This window comes from Acidobacteriota bacterium, from assembly GCA_034211275.1.
Taxonomy (GTDB): domain Bacteria; phylum Acidobacteriota; class Thermoanaerobaculia; order Multivoradales; family JAHZIX01; genus JAGQSE01.
This window is the reverse complement of record JAXHTF010000125.1, coordinates 1-19,906: the sequence shown is the minus strand read 5'-3', so window position 1 is coordinate 19,906 and position 19,906 is coordinate 1. Positions and strand designations below refer to the sequence as shown.

At 69.3% G+C, this 19,906-nt stretch carries 15 protein-coding genes; 10 read left to right on the top strand and 5 right to left on the bottom strand.

All coding sequences use genetic code 11. From position 1 onward, the window contains the following. Positions 1-71 precede the first annotated feature (71 nt). From SX243_17440 to SX243_17425, 4 genes are read right to left on the bottom strand one after another with little or no spacing between them, the layout of a single operon-like run. Entirely contained in the window at positions 72-455 is a 384-nt protein-coding gene (locus tag SX243_17440) for a DUF1475 family protein (GenBank protein ID MDY7094759.1), read from the bottom strand. A 19-nt stretch (positions 456-474) separates the two neighbouring features. After that, positions 475-1,374, bottom strand: coding sequence for a ribonuclease HI (gene rnhA, locus SX243_17435; protein MDY7094758.1), 900 nt, complete (start codon positions 1,372-1,374; stop codon positions 475-477). 27 nt (positions 1,375-1,401) lie between these two features. Then, positions 1,402-3,834: a PP2C family protein-serine/threonine phosphatase gene (locus SX243_17430; protein ID MDY7094757.1), complete on the bottom strand. Its 2,433-nt coding sequence runs from the start codon at positions 3,832-3,834 to the stop codon at positions 1,402-1,404. After that, entirely contained in the window at positions 3,831-6,395 is a 2,565-nt protein-coding gene (locus tag SX243_17425; protein ID MDY7094756.1) for a hypothetical protein, read from the bottom strand. Before SX243_17425 ends, SX243_17430 begins: the two co-directional genes overlap by 4 nt. 121 nt (positions 6,396-6,516) lie before the next feature. Here SX243_17425 and SX243_17420 point away from each other — a divergent pair, with 121 nt between their 5' ends. From SX243_17420 to SX243_17385, 8 genes are all read left to right on the top strand, one after another. Beyond that, entirely contained in the window at positions 6,517-6,879 is a 363-nt protein-coding gene (locus tag SX243_17420; GenBank protein MDY7094755.1) for an STAS domain-containing protein, read from the top strand. Positions 6,880-6,887: 8 nt separating this feature from the next. Continuing rightward, a complete protein-coding gene (locus tag SX243_17415) occupies positions 6,888-7,328 on the top strand; it encodes an ATP-binding protein (protein MDY7094754.1) in 441 nt (146 codons plus the stop codon). Between the two features lie 104 nt (positions 7,329-7,432). Then, the gene (locus SX243_17410) at positions 7,433-9,112 is read left to right on the top strand and encodes a SpoIIE family protein phosphatase (GenBank protein MDY7094753.1); all 1,680 of its coding nucleotides are present in this window, start codon (positions 7,433-7,435) and stop codon (positions 9,110-9,112) included. Between the two features lie 176 nt (positions 9,113-9,288). Beyond that, complete coding sequence (locus SX243_17405; protein ID MDY7094752.1) at positions 9,289-10,095, top strand: cyclic nucleotide-binding domain-containing protein; 807 nt, start codon at positions 9,289-9,291, stop codon at positions 10,093-10,095. Between the two features lie 88 nt (positions 10,096-10,183). Then, positions 10,184-12,856 carry a LamG-like jellyroll fold domain-containing protein gene (locus tag SX243_17400; GenBank protein MDY7094751.1) on the top strand — a complete coding sequence of 891 codons (2,673 nt, stop codon included), beginning with the start codon at positions 10,184-10,186 and terminating at the stop codon, positions 12,854-12,856. A gap of 85 nt (positions 12,857-12,941) precedes the next feature. After that, positions 12,942-14,381 carry an MBOAT family protein gene (locus tag SX243_17395; protein ID MDY7094750.1) on the top strand — a complete coding sequence of 480 codons (1,440 nt, stop codon included), beginning with the start codon at positions 12,942-12,944 and terminating at the stop codon, positions 14,379-14,381. 6 nt (positions 14,382-14,387) lie between these two features. Further along, complete coding sequence (locus SX243_17390; GenBank protein ID MDY7094749.1) at positions 14,388-16,088, top strand: hypothetical protein; 1,701 nt, start codon at positions 14,388-14,390, stop codon at positions 16,086-16,088. A gap of 73 nt (positions 16,089-16,161) precedes the next feature. Then, complete coding sequence (locus SX243_17385; protein ID MDY7094748.1) at positions 16,162-17,229, top strand: hypothetical protein; 1,068 nt, start codon at positions 16,162-16,164, stop codon at positions 17,227-17,229. 9 nt (positions 17,230-17,238) lie between these two features. Here the strand turns inward: SX243_17385 and SX243_17380 are convergent, their stop codons facing one another. Next, positions 17,239-18,054: a hypothetical protein gene (locus SX243_17380; GenBank protein MDY7094747.1), complete on the bottom strand. Its 816-nt coding sequence runs from the start codon at positions 18,052-18,054 to the stop codon at positions 17,239-17,241. Positions 18,055-18,168: 114 nt separating this feature from the next. On the opposite strand from SX243_17380, the gene rsgA reads away from it, so the two are divergent. Continuing rightward, complete coding sequence (gene rsgA, locus SX243_17375) at positions 18,169-19,224, top strand: ribosome small subunit-dependent GTPase A (protein MDY7094746.1); 1,056 nt, start codon at positions 18,169-18,171, stop codon at positions 19,222-19,224. A 107-nt stretch (positions 19,225-19,331) separates the two neighbouring features. Then, on the top strand, positions 19,332-19,906 hold a 575-nt coding region (locus SX243_17370; protein ID MDY7094745.1), incomplete at its 3' end, for a hypothetical protein.

The following is a 19,906-nucleotide window of genomic DNA, read 5'->3' as shown; positions in this document are numbered from 1 at the left end:
CCTAAATCGCTGTGACGGCCGGCTCTGACCGCGCCGTCACAGCCGGCCGTCGAGGATCGAGAGGATGCGGTTCAGGACGAGGCGGAAGAGGCGTCCGCCGAGGAGCTGCCAGCGCCGGAGCCGCCGTATCGGCGGGTGAGCAAGGTCTCGAAACCGTCGCCGGGTTGCAGGCGGAAGAGCTCGCGCAGGATGTAGACGGCGTAGGCGAAGGTGCCCAGCCCCAGGAAGAGCAGGAGCCAGACGGCTCGGGCAAGCCAGGAACGTTCTTTGTAGGCGACCCAGAGGTAGACGGTGAGGAAGGCGAAGTAGGTGTCGAAGATCGTGACCCGGAACCAGGGGTCGGACCACAGCTCATCGATGGCGATGAGGATATCCCGGTCGAGGCTCGCCGCCACGGTTCCGGCGGTCATCACCGCCAGGGCGAAGAGGTAGAAGAGCTTGAGGAAGTTGTGCATGGCGGTCCTCCGGATTGGATCAGAGCATCGCCGCCTTGACGGTCCCCTCCAGCTGCTTGAACTCCGGCACCTTGGCGCCCTTGGTCACCGGCCAGCTGACCTTGCGCCGGGCCATGAGGGAATCCAGCCGACGCCAGACGTCGGCGTTCTTTACCGGATCGCCGGTGCCGGTCTTCCAGCCCCGACGGCGCCAACCCTGGAGCCACTGGCTGGCGCCGTTGCGCAGATAGTCGGAGCCGGTGTGCACCGCCACCGAGGTGCCCTCCGGCAGGCTCTCCAGGACCTCGCAGGCGGCCAAGATGTCGAGGCGGTTGGCGGTGACGCCGCGCTGCAGACCGCTGGTGGTGTTCTCGCCGGAGTCGTCTCGGATCAATGCCGCCCAACCACCCCGGGGCCCCACGCTTCGCACCTTGAGAAAGACCTCGACGTCCACCGCCGGGCCGGCGCCGTTTTCTTTCCGCTCGGCCTTTTGACGCTTGCGAATCTCGGCGGTGGCGAGCTCGTCGGCGCGTTCGTTGAGCTCGTGGCCGGCGTGGCCCTTGACCCAATGCCAGCGGACGCGGTGCCGTTCCGTGGCCTGCTGCAAGCGTCGCCACAGATCGGCGTTGAGCACCGCCCCACCGCCCTTGCGTTTCCAGCCCCGGGCGATCCAACCCTTGAGCCAGCGGGTGATGCCCTGACGCAGATATTGGGAGTCGGTGTACAGATCCACCTCGCAGGGCTTGCGCAGGCTGTCCAGAGCCTCCATGGCGGCGGTCAGCTCCATGCGATTGTTGGTGGTCTCCTCGGCACCGCCGGAGAGCTCCCGGCGGCGGCCGGTGCCGGGATGCACCAGCACCGCCCCCCAGCCCCCGGCCCCGGGGTTGGGGTCGGCCCCGCCGTCGGTGTAGATGGTTACTGTTTCCCGCGCTTCGCTCATATTCCTCGCCGCTTCTAGGTTTCCTCGTCAGGCCTCTCCGGAGCCGCGGTAGCGTACCACCACCAGGGTCAGATCGTCGTGCTGTCGACTCTCGTCCATGAAGGCCCGCACATCCGCCAGCAACACGTCCCGGGCGCGTTCGGCGGAGAGGCCGTCGGTGCGGCTGACGGCGGCCAGCAGACGGTGGTCGTCGTATTGCCGCTTGTCCTCGTCCATGGCCTCGGTGACGCCGTCGGTGTAGAGCACCAGGGCGTCGCCGGGCTCCATCACCAGCTCCTCCTCCACCAGAACGCTGCTGAACATGGCCTCGCCGGTGGCTCCCAGGGGTAGACCCGGCGGCTGCAGCAGCACCGTCTCGCCGCGGGCGGCGCGGCGCCAGAGCACCGGGTTGTGCCCCGCCCGCACGTGGCAAAGCCGACCGCTGGCGGGATCCAGCAAACCGTAGAAGAGGGTGACGAAGACCGAGCGCTCGCTGGCTTCATGGAGCCCCCGGTTGACCTCCGCCAGCACCTCCGCCGGCCGTGAAAGGTGTTCCGTCGCCGCCAGCAGCAGGCCCTTGGTGAGGGTCATGTAGAGGGAAGCCACCATCCCCTTGCCGGAGACGTCTCCCACCACCAGCCCCCAGCGGCCACTGTTGGGAATGAAGTCGTAGAGATCTCCCCCCACCTCCCGGGCCGGCACACAGAGGGCGGAAATCTCCACTCCCTGGAGGTCCGGCGGCGCCGGCGGCAACATCCGGCTCTGCGCCTCCCGGGCCAGCTCCAACTGCATGCGGATGCGCTCCCGCTGCCCCCGCAGCTGCCGCTGCAGCGCCAGGTCACCGGGCTCCAGCTGCGGCGGTGGGCCGGTGAGGGAGCGCCGTAGCGACCACACCCACAGGGCCAGCAGCCATCCCAAGCCCAAGACTCCCGCCACTCGCAGCGGCGTCGGCTGCACCAATAGCGCCACCACCCGCGGCGCCGCTACCAGAACGTAGCCGGCGGCCAGGGTAGCCAGCAGGCCACGGCGGTGATAGAGCTGGTCCACCCCCAAGGACCACACCAGGGCCAGGGCCCAGGGCAGGGTGAGGAGCCAGGGCACGGCGGAGACATCCTGGGGCGTCCGGGCCCACCAAGTGCCGGCGGCCTCCGGCAGCTGCCCGAAACGCACCGGCAGCTCTTGCGCCAAGACCGCCGCACCGGCCAGCATCGCTACTCCCCGGGCTACCACCGACTCCCCCACCAGCGCCCGGAAGAGGGGGATGAGGAAGAAGACCAGGGCCAGCCACGGCACGCTCACCGGCGGGCACAGAGCTGCCACCGAAGGCCAGCGTTCCGCCGTCAGCGTCGCCTCCCCGGCGGTCACCACCAGCGATCCCGCCGGCAGCGTCAGGGCCGCCACGTAAGGCACCAAAGCCAGCACCAAGCCGGTGGTCGCCCCCACCGCCAGGGACGCCGCTGCGGTGCGGCTGAGACGGCCGCTGAACAGCTCTTCCAGACCCAGTACCCGCCGCGGCAGCAGGGTGCGGGCGGCGGCCCGACCGGCACCGAAGAAGATCGCCACCGGCAACCCCACCGTCAACGACAGGCGCAGCAGCTCCCCAGCGGCCAGCCGCACCGCGCTGGCGGCCTCCAAGGCGCGGCTGTCGAAGGTCAGAGCCAGGCCCCACAATGACCACGCCAGCACCGCCAGCCCGAGCCCCAAGGTCGCCCGATGAGGATGGCGATAGCGCCGCCGCTGGACCAGGTAGGTGAGCACCGCCAGACCCAAGAAGGTATAGAGGGGCCCGGAGGAAGTCGGTGCCAGAGCCGGCGTCAGCCCCGGAGCCCGGCGCTGCAGCTCCGCCGACACCACCCTCCCCTCCCGCAGACGCACCTCCACGATCTCCGTCAGCTCCCGGGGCAGATCTCCCACGGCCTGCGCCGGCAGCTGGCGGAAGCGCTCCCAACGCCGGACTTCGATGCCCCCTTCTTGCAGCGGCTGCCCCCGCTCCACCGGCAGCTGGTAAAAGGCCTGGGGAGCCACTCCACCCTCCCCCGGCACCACCGTTTCGCCGGTCATGGCTTCCAGGATCACCGCCAGCTCGTCCTCGACGCCGTCGCCGGCGTTGCGCCCCAGGGAGCGCGCCAGATAGCGCAGCAGCCGGCCGGTGCCGTCGAAGGTCGCCTCGACCTCTCCCACCCCTTGGGGTTCCCGCAGCCGCAGGTCTACCAGCACCGGGCTGAGATCCGGGGGCAGCTGGACCCCCTCCGCCGTCAGGACCTGTAGCACCGGATCCATCCGCGCGGCGGCCCGGCCGTCCCACCGTTGCGCGGTGGCCCCCAGGCGGCTGATCAGCCCCCGCGCCCGATCCAACGCCGCTCCGCGATCCAACTCCGTATGCCACTGCCTCGCCTCGTCCAGGCGCGCCATGGCGAAGACCAGCAGCACCAGGAAGAGCCCTGCCGCCACCGTCAGCAAGAAGGCTTCGCGCCGCTTCATGACGCCTCTTCCAGAGAGGCACGTTCCGCATCGCTTCCCACATCCGAGGGCCCGTCGAGCCCCTGGGAGCCCGCCTGGGCGTCCGCCGCCGAGCGCGCCAGCAGCAAGACCGTCCCGGGTTCCAATCCCCGCTTGCGCAGATCCTCCAGCAGCCCCTTGGCGGAGGTCGGGGTGCCCTCTCCCAAGGCCTTCTGCAGCTTGTCCCAGACCTTGCCCTCGGGCATCTTGCGGAACGTCAGCATCGCCACCCCGGCACCGGCGGCCAGAGGCAGCTCGAGCTCTTCTCCCCGCAGGCTCGGCTGCCACAGCCGCCGCGGCTGGCGGGCTCCGTCGATCCAGGCCAGCACCAGCGGCGCGGGCCGGCCCAAGGCCAGCCGCAGCACCCAGCTGTGGGAATCCAGGATGCCGTAGACCAAGGCCGCCGACTCCGGCGCACTCTGCGCAGAATCACCTTGCGGGGGTCCCGCTTGCGAGGGGTTCGTCTCCAGCGGCCCGGTGACCAGATCCGCCAGCCGCTGCCCCAGGGCGTCCACCACCCGCCGGGGCCGCAGGTCACGCCGGCTGTAGGAGAGCAGGAAGCCCTTGGCCAAGGTCACTCCCAGCGCCGCTCCCAATCCCTGGGAACCGAAGTTCGCCAGCACCACCCCCAGCTTGCCCTCGGCGCCGACGAAGAAGTCGTGGTAATCCCCTTCGGTGCGCTGGGTCGGGGCGGTGGCCACTTCCAAGAGCACCCCGGGAAGCTCCGGCACCTCCCGCGGCAGCAGCTGGTTGCGCGCCTGCCGCGCCGCCGACAGCTCGGCGCTCAAGGCCATGCGCTCGGCCATGTTGCGGGCGTAATCCGGACGCACTTCCTCGGCGCTGACGTCGTAGCCGCGGCGAGCGATAATCGCCGCCGCGATCAACACGAGCCCGCTGATCACGGAGGCCGTAACGGCCGAATCCCGCAGCTCCGGCACTCCTTGATGCCAGTAGAAGAGCATCTCCAGCAGCACCGGAGTGAAGATGAAGGCAAAACCTGCGGTGAGCAGGTCGAAGACCACCACCGCCACCAGAAAGACCACCGCCCAGGCCAGACCCACCATCCATCCCGCGGACAGGGAATGGAAGCCGTCGAAGCTGGACATCAGCCAGCATTGGAGCACCAGGGCCAAGATGATGCTCGCCAAGCCCCAGGGCCGCAGCCGAGGCCATCTGCGGATCAGCGAAATGGGAGCCAGGAAGCCCAGGGGCAGATACGGCACCAGCACCAACAACCCCTTCGCCAGGGTCATCTGCCAGGGATGGTCGCGGAGGAAATGACCAGCCACCAGGGCCGGTCCGGCAGCGGCATCGGCGCTCCAAGGCAGCAGCAGAAGCACCCGCAGAAACACCGCCCAGCAGGCGCAGGCAGCACCGGTGAGCAAAGCCTGGGCCGGCGGCCGGCTGAGCCAGCGGCCGGCGAGAAACGCGTCCAGGGAGATCAAGCGCCGGGGGTAGAGCTCCCGCACATCGCCTTCACAACCGGACCACACCAATCCCAGGAGCAATCCAATGGGCATCAAGATCATGCCCACCATCAGCGCCACCAAGAGCAGCAGCAGCGGATTGCTGACCACGTCCACCGCCCCGAGATCGAGCTCGCCGGCACCGGAACGAACGCCGTAGAAGAGCGCCACGGCGTTGACCAACGCCACCATCAAGCCCAGCCCCAGGGTGCGCGGGTGGGAGACCTCGGACTCCTGGAGCCGCAACCAATAGCGCCAAAGCCCCCAGACCAACGAGGTCCCCAGCAGAGCGACGAAGAAGAGGGCGCAGAGGGCGATGAACGGTTCCGGCAGCCGGCCGGAGCCGAAGCGGCGATCATCGAGCTGCGAATCCAGGCGAGCCCACCGGCGCTCCTCCAACACCCGCCCTCCGTCGACCCGCTGGAAGATCACCACCGCCAGGTGGGGTAGCCCCTCGACGCTGCGCTGCCAGTAAAAGGTGGTTCCGGTACCGCTGGTGGCCTCTTGGGCCCGAGCCGAGAGATCCAGCCCCGCCGACAGCAGCGGCCGCACCGAATTCGGCACCGCGACGTCTTCCTGCAGGTTCCACAGGGCGTCTCCACCAGCGCCGAAGCGCTCGACGAGATGCTCCCGAGCTAACGCCTCCGGCGGTTTACCGTAGCTCCGCCGGGGCACCTTGCGGTCGAGCTCGAAGCCTAGCGGCCGGCCGGCGGGATCCAGCTCCGCCGCCGCCTCGCGGCCGGACTCGGCATCCTTGAAGATCACCTGCACCACCACCGGCGAGATCAGCCGCCGCGCGGTCTCCACCGCCGCCGTCCCCTCCTCTTCTTGCCAGCGGTAGTAGCGCGCCAGAGCCTGATGCTGGCGCACCCGCACCAGGGGCCGCCAATCGGAGACGTCGAGGCCCTCGTAGGCGAGCGCCAGCCGCGCCCGGGCGATCATGCCCTGGCGCCCCTCGGAGACCACCGAGCCGGCGTTGGGGTCCACCGCCGGCAGCCACCAGGCGGCGAGCACCAAGGCCAGCGGTGCCGACAGCAGTAGGGCGGATCGGATGGACCGGGGAGAGATTCTGGGCATGGGTGAGCTCGGTGGCAGCGGCCCCATTGTATCTCCCGAGGCGGGGTCGTGGCGTAGGAGAGCCGTCCCGCGGATATACTTCCGACGCTCCGTCATTTCACCAACCGTCCGGAGGACCACCATGCCCGAGCCCTTCTCCATCCAACGCTCCCCCGAGGGCAATGTCGTCGTCCTCGCCCTGGAGGGCTTCCTCGACGCCCACACCGCCCCGAACTTCGAGGCGGCGGTGCAGGAAGAGGTGAACGCCGGGCGGCTCCAATTGCTGGTGGATGTCTCGAAGCTGACCTACATCTCTTCCGCCGGCCTCGGCGTGTTCATGGGCTTCGTCGAGGAAGTGCGGGAGCAAGGCGGAGACATCAAAATCTGCGGCGCCGAGCCGAAGGTCCACGAGGTCTTCGAGCTCCTCGGCTTCCATCACCTTTTCGAGCTGCTGGACGATCGGGCCCAAGGCCTGTCCCGTTTCGCCGCCCACTCCGAGAGTTGAGGCCCGGCATGGCGATCCTGGAACAGAAATTCAGTCTGCAAGTGCCCTCCTCTACCCGCAATCTCGTGATGATTCGTGAATTCGTCAATCGTGTGGCGGAACAAGCGGGGCTCGGGGATTCGGAGCGGCGTCAGCTGGAGCTGGCGGTGGACGAGGCCTGCAGCAACGTCATCGAGCACGCTTACGGCTACGACCAGCGCCAGGAAGTGACGGTGCGGGCCACCTTCGACAACGACTCCGTGCGCATCGCCGTGGTGGACGAAGGCACCGGCTTCGATCCCAAGCAGGTCGCCCAAGAAGATCTGGAGAGCCTGGTGGAACAGCGCAAGACCGGCGGCCTGGGCATGCGCTTGATGCGCTCGCTGATGGACGAGGTGCGCTACGAGATCGGCCCCGGGCGCAAGAACGAGCTGCACATGGTCAAACGGCTGCACCGGGAGGGTTCGTGACCGACGGCGCCGACGGCGGAGACGGAGAACGGCCCCTTTCCCCCAAATCCACCTCTTCGCGATCGAGCTCGCGAAGGTCCAGCTCCCCCCCATCCGGTTCCCCGATGTCGGGATCCCTCGCAGCGGGCTCCCTAGAAGCCCTGCTGGAGAGCGCCCAGCTGCTCCACGGCTCATTGCAGCTTGAGGAGCTGCTGCGCTCGCTGCTGCGTTCGGTGATGGGCCGGTTGGTGGTCAGCCGCGGCTTGCTGGCGCTGGTGGACGCGGACGGTGGCGGCGCCCGGGTGGCGGTGTCCCGAGGCTTCAAGACCTTGCCCGCGGGCCACGCCTTCGATCCCACCGCGGCCTCAGACCACGGGGTCGAACACCTGCTGGTGATCGGCGACGGCAACTCGCCGGTGGGCTACCTGGGCCTGGGCCGGCCCCTTACCGGCCCGCCAGGCAAGGCCGAAACGGAGTTCCTCCAGGCCCTGCTGGGTATCGCCGCCGGCGCCATCGACAACGCCCGCGCCCACGAGCGGGTGCGCCGTCTCAACCTGCAGCTGGATCGCCGGGTGCAGCAGCTGCGCACCCTGCTGGAGCTGGTGCGCAGCCTCACCTCCACCCTCGATCCCGAACGCATCGGCCAGATCCTCGGTCTCACCCTCTCCGGTCAATGGCTGGTTCGGCGCTACGCGGTGCACGCCTGGCGGGAGGGCCACGAGGCGGTGGAACGACAGCTGGGCATGGCCTTCGAGGCACCGGAGGAGCTGAGCCAGGAGCTGGCCGCCCTGGGCACTCCGGCGCGGGTCGAGGAGCTGCCGGAAGAGGGCCTGCTGCGTCAGCGGTTGGAGGCCAACCGGGCTCGGCTGGTGGTGCCCCTTGTCTCCGCAGACCACGGTCTCGGCTTCGTAGCCCTCGGCGCTCCCGCCGGCGACCGCGCCTACGAGGACGATGACCTGACCTTCGCCGCCGGACTGGCGGTGCAGGCGGCGGTGGCCTTCGAGAACGCATGGTATTTCGCCGAGACCTTGCGCCGGGAGACCCTGGAGCGGGATCTGCGGCTGGCCGGCGAGATCCAGCTCAAGCTCTTCCCGGCGGTGCTGCCCCAACCGCCGGGCTGGCAGCTGGCGGCGCGCAATCGGCCGGCCTCGGAGGTCGGCGGCGACTATTACGACGCCCTGCCGGCGAGCCCGCCCGCCGCTTCCGCCGGCAGCGGAGCTTCCTCCCCCTACCTGCTGTGCATCGCCGACGTCTCCGGCAAGGGCATGGCGGCGGCGCTCTTGATGAGCAACCTCCAGGCCTCCCTGCGCGCCCTCCTGGGCACCGGCAGCGAGCTGGAGAAGCTGGTGACTCAGACCAACGACCTGATCCACGCCTCCAGCCCGAGCAATAAATTCATCACCGCCTTCTTCGTTCTGCTGGACCCGGAGAGCGGCGTCTGCCGCTACGTCAACGCCGGTCACAACGAGGGCTTCGTGGTGCGTTCCGACGGCGCCCTGGAAGCTCTGCCCCCCGGCGGCATGCCCCTGGGCCTCTTCCCCGGCGGCACCTACCAGCCCGGCGAGCTGACCCTGGAAGCCGGCGATCTGCTGGTGCTCTACACCGACGGCGTCAACGAGGCCAACAACGCCGAGGGCGAGGAGTGGGGTGACGAGCGCATGCAGGAAGCGATCGCCGGGCACGCCGGGGACAGCGCCCAGGAGGTGGTGGACGGCCTCTTCGGCGAGGTCGACCGCTTCGCCGCCGGCGCGCCGCAATATGACGACATCACGATGTTGGTCGTACAAAGAGTGGGTGCTTCGTAGCCCCCCGCCGCCTGACGCACGCTGAACGACGCTTCGAAACAGGACGAGAATATCCGCGGCATGTCGCAAGAGCATCGATGCTAGGATCAGGGACTGGGTGAAACGACGCTCGCGACTTCGAGCTTCCGAGCCACCGCGACCTCCTCCGAACCCCTTCGAAACCAACGCTAACTACCGTGGTAGACCTCCCCTTTTTCGGCCCCAAGATCGAGCACCTGGACCGCTATCTGGCCCGGCGGGATTATGACAAGGCCCTCGGCGCCATCGACCGCGAGCTGCGACGCGACCCCGAAGATCTGTCGCTCTTCCAACGCCAGGGGGACGTCTTCGAGCTCTCCGGCGACCGCGAGCGGGCCATGGAGGTCTACCGTGAGCTCGCCCGCCGCTACGTCGCCGAGGGGCTCCACGCCCGGGCGGTGGCGCTGTATAAGAAGATCCTCGATCTCGATCCCCAGCGCAGCGACATCCACGCCGAGCTCGCCGCCCTCATCGACGATGTGGGGGGCAGCGAGCGGGACCGCAGCGCCGACCTGCGCACCCGCGAGCTGGCGGCCTCCACCTTCTTCACCCTCTTCGAGGCTCCGATCCTCGAACAGGTGCTCAGCTCCACCGTCCTGCGCACCTACGAGCAGGGGGATATCGTGGTCGCCGAGGGCGAGACCGGCAACAGCCTCTACCTGCTGGTGGAGGGAGACGCCAAGGTCTTCACCCGCGGCGGCCAGGGGCAGTACGTGCCGCTGGCGGAACTCGGCGCCGGCGATCTCTTCGGAGAGGTCTCGGTGCTCTCCGGCAAACCCCGCACTGCCACCATCACCGCCAGCACCCCCATCACCGCCCTCGAGGTCTCCCGCGACGACATCGAGCGCATCAGCCTCGAGTTTCCCCAGGTCAAGGCCGTGCTCCAGAGCTTCTGCGAGGCCCGAGCACAAAACGCCATCGAAACCCTGATCCACCGTCTCGGCCGCGGACCGCGGCCGGAATGAGCCCCAACCCACCGCCGCGGAGCGATCCCGGCAGCCACCCACTCGAACCGCCGGCGATCTCCGCTCCGGCGCAGGAATTCCAGCGAATATGACCCCACGTCCCCTCCGATCCAGCTCGTCTCCCCAATCCGGCGGTGGCTCCTCCCGGCGTTCCCGGCGGCGCCAGCGCGGCAGCCTGACCCAAAGCCTGCTGCTGCTCTTGGCGGTGCTCGCCGCCGGCGCCGTGGCGGGTTGGGTGGCCCTGACCCTGCGGCCGTCGTCGGCGGCCCCGCTGACCGCTGGCCCGGCGGAAGAGAAAAGTCCCGGCCGCCCCGCCGCGGCGGAGGAATTGAGCACCCTGGGTCGCGGCTTCGTGGTTTGGGAGAGCCGGCGCTCCGGCGACTGGCGCCTCTGGATTCGCGACTTCGACGGCAGCGAGCCGCGACAGCTCACCGAGGAGCCGATGCGGGGCAGCGAGCCCACCGACGACAGTGAGGCCACCGATGCCAGTGAGCCCACCCGCCAGCACTGCTGTGCCCACCTGTCGCCGGACGGCCGGCGGCTGCTCTACATGAGCCTGGCGAAGGGCGAGGAAACCTATCCCGAGGACGTCGCCGACGGCGAGCTGCGGCTTCGAGACCTGGAGAGCGGCGAGGAGCGGGTGCTCGTCGAGGGCGCCCAGACCTATTACGAGCATCGGGCGGCGGTGTGGAAAGACGACTCCTCGGTGATCTACATCGGCAGCGACGGGCGCACGCGGCTGCTGAGCTTGCAGGACGGTTCCCAGGAGCTGCTCACCGCCGAAGCCCGGCTGCATCAGAACCACGGCTGGCTGATCAATCCCACCTTCACCCACGCCGTCACCGGCCTCAAGACCAGCTTCTCCCCCTACGATCCGGAGACCCGGCACATCGGCGAGGTGCGGGCCTTCGGCGGCTGCCAGGGCTACTTTTCCCAGGACGGCCGCTGGGGCTTCTGGGCCGGCGGTGCCGGCGGGCCCCTCAAAGCCCTGGACCTCACGACCCGAGAGGTAGTGACGGTGGTGGAAAAGAGCGATCCCCGGCTGCCGGCGGACCGCGGCTATCTCTACTTCCCCAACCTCTCCCCCGACGGCATGCTCTTCACCTTCGCCGCCTCCCACGACGAGCATCACCACTTCGAGGGCAATTACGACGTCTTCGTCGCCCGCCTCGACCCCGGGACCTTCCAGCTGCTGGGGGACCCGCTGCAGATCACCACCGACCCCGGCACCGACCGCTTCCCGGACGTCTTCCACGTCCCCCTGGATCTCGGCCGCCACGACGGCGAGGCACCGCTGACGGTGGACTTCCGGGACCGGGTGGAAGATCCCGCAGCGTGGACCTGGAGCTATGGGGCGGGCGCCGAAGAAGCGGACGGGAGCCCCGGCACGGCGCGCTTCTCCCACCCCGGCACCTACGAGGTGCGCGCCCGCCGCGGTGACCGGGAGCTCCTGGGCCAGGTGCTGGTGCGCCCCGCCCGGCCGCCGCGGGTGCTGGAGATCCACCAGCAGGGAGAGGAGAAGCTCGCCCTGCGCTTCGACGAGGCGGTGGCGCTGGACGATCTCCAGCTGCGCTTCGCCTCCGGCCGCGAGATCGCCGGCTGGGAGCCCGAGGGAGAGACCGGCCTGGTGATCCACCTCGCCGGGGCCCTGGACGCCGCCGACACGCTGGTCCTGGAAGGAGTGCGGGACCGGGCTCAGGAACCCAACACCCTCGCCGCCACCGAGGTCGCCGTGGACGCCCCCCGCTGGCCCAGCGACCGCGATGGGCTGGTCTTCCTCTGGCGCGACGGCAACAGCCCCAACCGCATCGCCGATCCGGTCACCGGCGAGGAGAGCTCCTGTCTGCTGGAGACCAGCGGCATCGCCTGGCTCGACCATCACTACCGCATGGTCCTGCGCCGCGGCGCCTTCACCGCCAGCGACGGCGACGCCGCCCGCATCGTCTACAACTGCAAGAAGACCAACCATCTGAGCCTGGAGCTGACCGTGGCGCCCCATCGCCAGAGCGTCCCCAAACCCGCCCGCATCCTCTCCCTGGCCGGCCCCAATCGGGTGGACGTAGTGCTCGAGCAGCGCGGCGGCGAGCTCTTCCTGCGTCTGCGCACGCCGGAGAACGGCCTGCAGGCCAACGAGCCGGCGGTGGAGCTGGGGGCGGTGCCGGCCCGGGAGCCCAGCCATCTGGTGGTGACCTACTCCCCGGGGCGGCTGCGGACCTACCTCGACGGTGTACCGGTGCTCGACACCGACATCCTCCAGGGGGGCTTCTTCAACTGGAAGTACCGTCCTCTCCATTTCGGTAGCGGCGACGGGGGTAGCCATCCTTGGGCCGGCGTGCTGGAGGGCGTGGCGGTCTACAACCGGGTGCTGGAGCCCGCCGAGGTGGCGGAGAACCACCGGCGCTACGCCGCAGAACGGGCCGCCCGCAAACGGGTACCCAAAGTACGCTTCAAGGCCCGCCTGACGGCGCGCTCGGAGGCCCCCACACTGGAACAGATCGCCCCCTACCGGGAGGCCCTGACGGTCTACGAATACGAGGTGCTGGAGGTGCTGGGCGGCTCCTTCGACGGCGAGCGGGTGCGAGTGGCCCACACGGCGATCCTCGACCGCCAGCTCCTGCCCATCCTGCGGCGGGAGCCGGGGTCGACGACCCAGCTGCTGCTGGAACCCTTCGGCGACAACCCGCAGGTGGAAAGCTGGTTCATTTCCGATACTCTGGAGCCGGACTATTCCATCCCCCTGTACTACGATGTGGGGCGCTGAGGCCTGGTTCGAGAGAACGCCTCCGGTCTCCTCGGACCGCATCCTCTAAGAGCTCTACTCCGGCGAAGCAAGCCACCGCTGCCCCATGGTCTTCAGCTCCTATCTCTTCGTCTTCTACTTCCTGCCGCTGGCGCTGCTGGTGTACTACGCCGCGCCGCGCTTCCTGCGCCATCTGCTGCTCACCGCCCTGAGCTATCTCTTCTACGGCTGGGCCAATCCGGCCTTCATGATCCTGATGCTCTTCTCCACCGCTGTGGACTATCTCTGCGGCCGGGTGCTGGTGGCGGGGCATCCGGATCTGCGTCTCGAACCCGGCGGCCCCCGCAGCTCGCGCCAGCGCTGGGCGGTGGCGGTGTCGGTGATCACCAACCTCTCGTTGCTGGGCTTCTTCAAATATTTCAACTTCGCCGTCGACAGCGCCAACGCCCTCCTCGCCACCGCCGGGCTGGAGGCGGCGCAGCTGGACTCGGTGCTACGCATCGCCCTGCCCTTGGGCATCAGCTTCTACACCTTCCAGTCCATGAGCTACACCATCGACGTCTACCGCGGCGACAGCGCCGCGCTGCGCTCGCCGGTGGATTTCGCCTGCTACGTCTCCCTCTTCCCCCAGCTGGTGGCGGGGCCCATCATCCGCTTCTCGGAGGTGGCGGATCAGCTGCGCAGCCGCACCCACACGGTGGTCAAATTCTCCCGCGGGGTCGCCTTCTTCAGTCTCGGCATGGCGAAGAAGGTGCTGCTCGCCAACCCTTGCGGCCGGGTGGCGGACCTGGCCTTCGATGCCGGCTCCATCGGCACCCTCGACGCCTGGGTCGGGGCCCTGGGCTATAGCTTCCAGATCTACTTCGACTTCAGCGGCTACTCCGACATGGCCATCGGCCTGGGGCTGATGCTCGGCTTCGTCTTCCCGAAGAATTTCGACTCCCCCTACCGCTCCCGTTCCATCACCGAGTTCTGGCGCCGCTGGCATATCTCCCTGTCCAGCTGGCTGCGGGACTATCTCTACGTGCCTCTGGGAGGCAACCGCAAGGGCCGGACCCGCACCTACATCAATCTCATGCTGGTGATGCTGCTGGGCGGGTTGTGGCACGGCGCCGCCTGGACCTTCGTGGTCTGGGGCGGCCTCCACGGGGTGTGGCTGGCGCTGGAGCGGGCCCGGGGCAAGGAGAGCTTCTACCACCGGCTGCCGGCGCCGGCACAAACGGCCCTGACCTTCCTGGTGGTCTTGGTGGGCTGGGTCTTCTTCCGCGCCGCCGACCTGCCGTCGGCCCTGGCCTACCTGGGGAGCATGTTCGGCCTGGTCGCCGCCGCGCCGTCGGCGGATCTTCTCGCCGGTGCCCTCTACACCCCCTATCACCTGCTGTGCCTGGGCCTCGCCGCCGCCATCGCCTGGGGCGCCCCCCAGACCTGGGATTGGACCCGCCAACTCACCGTCGCCCGCGCCGCCACCGCCCTGGCCCTCTTCTGGCTCGCCCTGACGGCGCTGCTGGTGCAGGGCTTCAACCCGTTCATCTATTTCATCTTCTAAGACAGCATGAGCTCCTTCCACGACCTCGAAGCCCAACGCATTCGCCAGGCCCGGCAGGAGGCCGGAGAGACCGCCGTGCATCCGGCGGTGGCGCGGCTGCTGCTGGGGTTCTTCCTCGCCACCCTCGTGTTGGTCCCGCTGGTGGATCAGCTCCTGGGGGGCCTGGCGGCGGAGGCGGCGTCGCGCCTCGCCAGCGGCCTGACCCAGGCCAGCCGGGAGTTGGAGAACCAGCGGCCGGTGAGCGCCAACCGCACCCTGTTGCGCAGCCTGGAGCTGGTGGAGGACGAGCTGGAGGATTCCTCCGAGACGGCGGAGGGGCTGCGGCCGTGGGCTCAGGCGCTGCTCACCGGCGTCCTGGGCAGCGGCAACGAAGAAGCCCTCGTGGGCCGCGACGGCTGGCTCTTCTTCCGCCCGGACGTCGAATACCTCACCGGTCCCGGCTTCCTCGACCCGGCCTTCCTGGAAGCCCGGCGCCGCGGCGCCGAAAGCTGGCAAGTGCCCCCCGAGCCGGATCCGCGGCCGGCGCTGGCAGGCCTCGCCGAGGCGCTGGCGGAGCGCGGCATCTCCCTGCTGCTGGTACCGGCGCCGGCCAAGCCCATGGCGGAGCCGGGGCAACTCTCCTCCCGCTTTGCAGAGTCCGCCGCGCCACCGGAGCTGCAGAACGCTTCCTGGAAGAGCTTCCGCGCCTTCCTCGAAGAGCAGGGCATCGAAGTCTACGAACCGGCGCCTAGCAGCTTCCTGCGCACCGACAGCCATTGGACGCCGGAGAGCGTCGATCAGCTGGCCCGGGAGCTGGCGGAGTGGATCGAGCAACGAGGCCTACTGCCGCCGCCAGAGGAGCCCTCAAGCTGGCGCCGCCGGGAGGTGGCGGTGGCGGGCCGCGGTGACCTGGCGACGATGCTCGAGCTGCCCTCGGGCTCGGAGATTCTGTCACCGGAAGAGGTCACCCTGCAGCGGGTGGAAACCACCGGAGGAGAAGCCTGGAGCCTCGACCCGGCGAGCCCGGTGCTGCTGCTGGGGGATAGCTTCACCAACGTCTTCTCCGCGGAGCATCTGGGCTGGGGCGACTCCGCCGGGCTGGCGGAGCAGCTCTCCTTCTACCTGGGGCGCTCGGTGGACCGCATCTCCGCCAACGACGGCGGCGACCTGACGGTGCGGCGGCGCCTCCAGGGATTGCCGCCGAAGCGCTTCGCCCCCAAGCGGCTGGTGATCTACCAGCTGGCCTTGCGGGAGCTGGCCTTCGGCGACTGGCGGGTGCTGGAACCGGCGCTGCCCGAGCCCTCGGAAGAGCCCTGGGAAGAGCCTCGGGATGGAACCTCCGGCGAAGAAGCTCCTGGGGACGCAGATCCGCCGCCGGTGGAACACGACCCCTCGGCACCGCTGACGGTGCGCGGTACCATCGAGGCGATGGCGTCGGTGCCGAACCCTGCCTCCACCCCCTATCGGGACGCCCTCGTGGCGCTACGGCTGGGAGATCTCGCCAGCCCCGGGGGCGAGCTACCGGAGTCGATTCTGGTCTATACCTGGGGCATGCGGGACCGCCGTCTCACCACCGCCGCGGGCTGGAACCCGGGTCAAGAGCTGGAGTTGCAGATCGTGCCTTGGGCGCGGGTGGCACCGGAGCTGGAAACCCTACAACGATTGGAGCTGGACGATGCTGGAGCCCTCTTGCTGGACGCGTACTGGACCCCTGGCGGCCCCCCGTAGATCTCCCGACTCGTCCGGAAGGCGGAGCCTGAGCTGGGTCCTGGGTCTGGTGATCCTGGTTTCGGCGGGATGGTTGAGCGCCTGCGGTGCCGGCGGCGAAGCGATGTCCCGGGAAGGCGGTTCCCAGCCCGCCGACAAAGAAGCAGCGAAGGCCGGACCGCCCCTCACCGACGTCTTCTTCCAGCGTCTGGCCAAGAAGGTCGACTTCGCCGCCGCCCAGGACCAGACGGTGGTCTCCGGCGAGGACGGCTGGCTCTTCTTTCTGCCGGAGCTGCGCAGCCTCGCCGCGGGCCCGTTCTGGGGCGCCGCCGCCGCCGGGGTCAGCCAGGCCACTCGCGAGGAGGATGCCGACCCCCTGCCAGCAATCCTCGACTTTCGCGATCAGCTGGAGGCCCGCGGCATCCAGCTGGTGGTGATGCCGGTGCCCGCCAAGGCGAGCCTCTATCCGGACCTGCTCTTCGGAGATTTGGAAATCTCCACCGCCGCCGGTCTCGGGCCCTACGGGGGCGCCCACGCCGAATTCCTCGGCCTGCTGCGCTCCGAAGGCGTGTCGGTGGTGGATCTCTACCCCCTCTTCGCCGCCCGGCGCTTCGACGGCGGCGGCCAACTCTACTGCCGCACCGACACCCATTGGTCCGGCCGGGCGGCGCGGCTGGCGGCGGAGGCGGTGGTCGCCCGGGCTCTAGAGGAAGGTTGGATCTCCCAGGGTTCCCGGCAATACCGCACCGAGCGGCGTAGCGTCGAGGTCCAGGGCGATCTCTGGCGCGAGCTCCCCGAGCCCCGCCCCGCCGCCGAGCAGTTGGAGCTCACCTTCGTCGGCACCGGCGACGACCTGGAGCCAGTGCCCACGGACCGTTCGAGCCCGGTGCTGCTGCTGGGGGATAGCCACACCCTGGTCTTCCACGCCGGCGGCGACCTCTTCGCCCGCGGCGCCGGGCTGGTGGATCACCTGGCGGCGCAGCTCCAGCGGCCGGTGGATCTGGTGGGAGTCCGCGGCTCCGGCGCCACCGCCGCGCGGGTCAACCTGTTGCGCCGAGACAATGGATTGGAGGGCAAGAAGCTGGTGATCTGGACTTTCAGCGCCCGCGCCTTCACCGAGAGCCCGGGATGGCAGAAGGTGCCGTTTGGGGAGGGTTCCTGACCGGCGGCGCTACCGCCCCTCCACCCCCGGAGCCACCAGCGGTCCCTCGTCTTCTCGCTCCTCCCGCAGGATGACCACCACCTCGTAGTCCTCGCCATCGGAGAAGCGCTCTGTCAGCCAGCCGGTGACGAAATGCTTCACCTGCTGGCGGGCGGACTCCCGCACCAGGGGGAGGTTCTCTTCCGCCCGGCGGTACGAGAGGTGGGTGAGGCCGGCCTTCAGGCGCTCCAACGCCGCCTCCTCGTCCCGCAGCACGCTGTCGCTGCGTACCTCGTAGCTCAGAGCGGAGACATCCACCGACGGCTGGTTGTAGTCGATGGGAGGCGGTACCACCACGACCCGCTGGCCCTCGACGGTGAAGTCCCAGCGGCGGTCCAGATCGAAGAAATAGGTGTACTCCACCGGCGCCGTGGCCTCCACCACCACCTCCGGCAGCTCCATGGTCCCCCACAGCGCCGTCGCCTGGTCCTGGTGCCGGAAGACCTCCGTCTGCCGCAGGGTGGCGAACTGCAGATAGTTGGTGCCCTCCACCTCGGAGGCGTAGCTGGTGAAGGAGGTGGTGATGGTGCCCTCGAAGAAGGCTTCCGCCACCTTCTGCATCCCCCGGATCATCTCCTTGCCCTCCTCCACCGCCCGCCCCGGCAGGCGCCAGAAGCTGTTGAAGACATAGAGGAAGGTGCCCAGGACCATGGCCGTCACCCCGAGGATGACGATGGCCTTGGGCCAGGCGCTGGAGCGCTTGGCGCCGCGGGAAGACGTGCTGGAGGCGCCCGGGGACGATTCGGGGTCGGGGGTGTGGGCGGGAGGGATCCGGGACTCGGACATGTCGTGGCAGCTTAGCATGGGCAAGGCGAGAGCCCATTCGGGGCAAGACTGATAAGATCCGCTCACCATGCCCGCCTGCCTCCCCGCTTCGCTCCTCCCGCGCCATGCTTGACCGTGGCTGAGCACCGCCGTCCCGACGACGAGATCGGGGACGACCGTTGGGATCATCTGGCCGAAGAGCACGGTCCCAGCTACGAAAAACACGCCTGGAAACGGGGTCGCAAAGGTCCCCGCAAACGAAGTGCCGGAAAGGTCGAGAGCCAGGGACCACCGGCCCAGGTGCTCACTGTCGGCGCCCGCCGCTGCACCGTCCTCTGGCGCGAGGAGAAGGTGCCCTGCCGGCTGCCCTCCAGCCTGTCGGTGAATCAGCAAGCGGAGGTGGCGGTGGGAGACCGGGTGCTGGTGGAGAAAGACCGCGGCACCTGCTGGGTGCGGGAGGTGCAGCCCCGGGACACCGTGCTCTCCCGCCCGGATCCGCGCAACCCCCGGCTTCAGCGGATCATCGCCGCCAACATGGACACGGTGGTCATCGTGGTCGCCGCCCGGCGGCCGGGGATCCGCCCGGGGCTCATCGACCGCTACCTGCTGGCGGTGGAGCACGGCGGCGCCCGGCCGGTGATCTGCCTCAACAAAATCGACCTGGTGCCGCCGGAGGAACGCTCTGCGGATCCGGAGCTGGCCCTCGCCCAGCCCTACCGCGACCTGGGGCTGGAGGTGGTGCTGTGCTCGGCGAAGGAAGAACGGGGGCTGGACGCCCTGCGCGCCGCCCTCCACGACCAGCTCTGCGTCTTCGTCGGCCACAGCGGAGTCGGAAAATCCTCCCTGATCAACGCTCTCCACCCCAAGCTGGACCTCGACACCAGCCCGGTGCGGGAGCGGGACGGCACCGGCCAGCACACCACCACCCGCTCCAACCTCTTCGAGCTCGACGAAGGCATCCGGGTCATCGACACGCCGGGAGTGCGAGAGTTCGGGTTGTGGAATCTGGAGCCCGCCCAGGTGCGCCAGAGCTTCGAAGAATTCCTCCCCCACGCCGCCGCCTGCCGCTTCACCGACTGCACCCACACCCACGAGCCCCAATGCGGCGTGCGGGAAGCGGTGGCAGCCGGGGAGATCCCGGAGCAACGCTACGAAGCCTACCGGCGGATCCTCGACTCGTTGGAGGAGTGAGGAGAGCTGGTAAGATCCATCCACTATCGTCCCCACCGGAACGCCGCCGCCCGGTCTCGACGCCGAGGGCCGCTCCGAAGATCCAGATTCCACGGAGGTTGCTCCCGATGCCGAAGCCGCTCCTCGCCCTCGCCTTCCGCACCCTGCCCGCCGTGCTGCTGCTCCTAATGCCCGCCGCCGCCGGCGCCCAGAGCTGGGCCGGGGACACCGCTCTGACCCTGGAGCTGGAGGATGATCGCGGGGATGCCGTCTCCGGCGCCCAAGTGCGGCTGAGCTTCGTCGAGGTCGAGCCCATGGAAGGGCCGCCGCCGACCTTCTCCAACAACCAAGGCGAAGCCCAGGTGATTCGGCTGGCGGAGGGCCGCTGGCGCCTGGATGTGACCAAGGAAGGCTTCTCCAACCTCTTGGTGGTGGTGCGGCTGCAAGCTGGTAAGAAGCCTGTGATCACCGCCGGCCCCATTCGCGACGCCGTGGCGCCGCCGATGAAAATCAAATTCCTCAAGTCCCCCAAGGCCGGTCAGGCACCGCCGGCGGTGCGGCCACCGGCCATCACCATGCGCGCCCCGATGCCCGAGCCGGAACCGGCACCCCAGCCCGTGCCCGACAGGGCCAAGGCGCCCGAGGCACCGCCCACCGATGCTCCCAGCGAGGCGGCCGAACCACCCCCGGCGCCGGACGCTCC

Excerpts from the sequence above, each read along its gene's own strand:
- SX243_17440 (MDY7094759.1), bottom strand. The coding sequence starts at position 455 with ATGCACAACTTCCTCAAGCTCTTCTACCTCTTCGCCCTGGCGGTGATG.
- rnhA (MDY7094758.1), bottom strand. The coding sequence starts at position 1,374 with ATGAGCGAAGCGCGGGAAACAGTAACCATCTACACCGACGGCGGGGCC.
- SX243_17430 (MDY7094757.1), bottom strand. The coding sequence starts at position 3,834 with ATGAAGCGGCGCGAAGCCTTCTTGCTGACGGTGGCGGCAGGGCTCTTC.
- SX243_17425 (MDY7094756.1), bottom strand. The coding sequence starts at position 6,395 with ATGCCCAGAATCTCTCCCCGGTCCATCCGATCCGCCCTACTGCTGTCG.
- SX243_17420 (MDY7094755.1), top strand. The coding sequence starts at position 6,517 with ATGCCCGAGCCCTTCTCCATCCAACGCTCCCCCGAGGGCAATGTCGTC.
- SX243_17415 (MDY7094754.1), top strand. The coding sequence starts at position 6,888 with ATGGCGATCCTGGAACAGAAATTCAGTCTGCAAGTGCCCTCCTCTACC.
- SX243_17410 (MDY7094753.1), top strand. The coding sequence starts at position 7,433 with ATGTCGGGATCCCTCGCAGCGGGCTCCCTAGAAGCCCTGCTGGAGAGC.
- SX243_17400 (MDY7094751.1), top strand. The coding sequence starts at position 10,184 with ATGACCCCACGTCCCCTCCGATCCAGCTCGTCTCCCCAATCCGGCGGT.
- SX243_17395 (MDY7094750.1), top strand. The coding sequence starts at position 12,942 with ATGGTCTTCAGCTCCTATCTCTTCGTCTTCTACTTCCTGCCGCTGGCG.
- SX243_17390 (MDY7094749.1), top strand. The coding sequence starts at position 14,388 with ATGAGCTCCTTCCACGACCTCGAAGCCCAACGCATTCGCCAGGCCCGG.
- SX243_17380 (MDY7094747.1), bottom strand. The coding sequence starts at position 18,054 with ATGTCCGAGTCCCGGATCCCTCCCGCCCACACCCCCGACCCCGAATCG.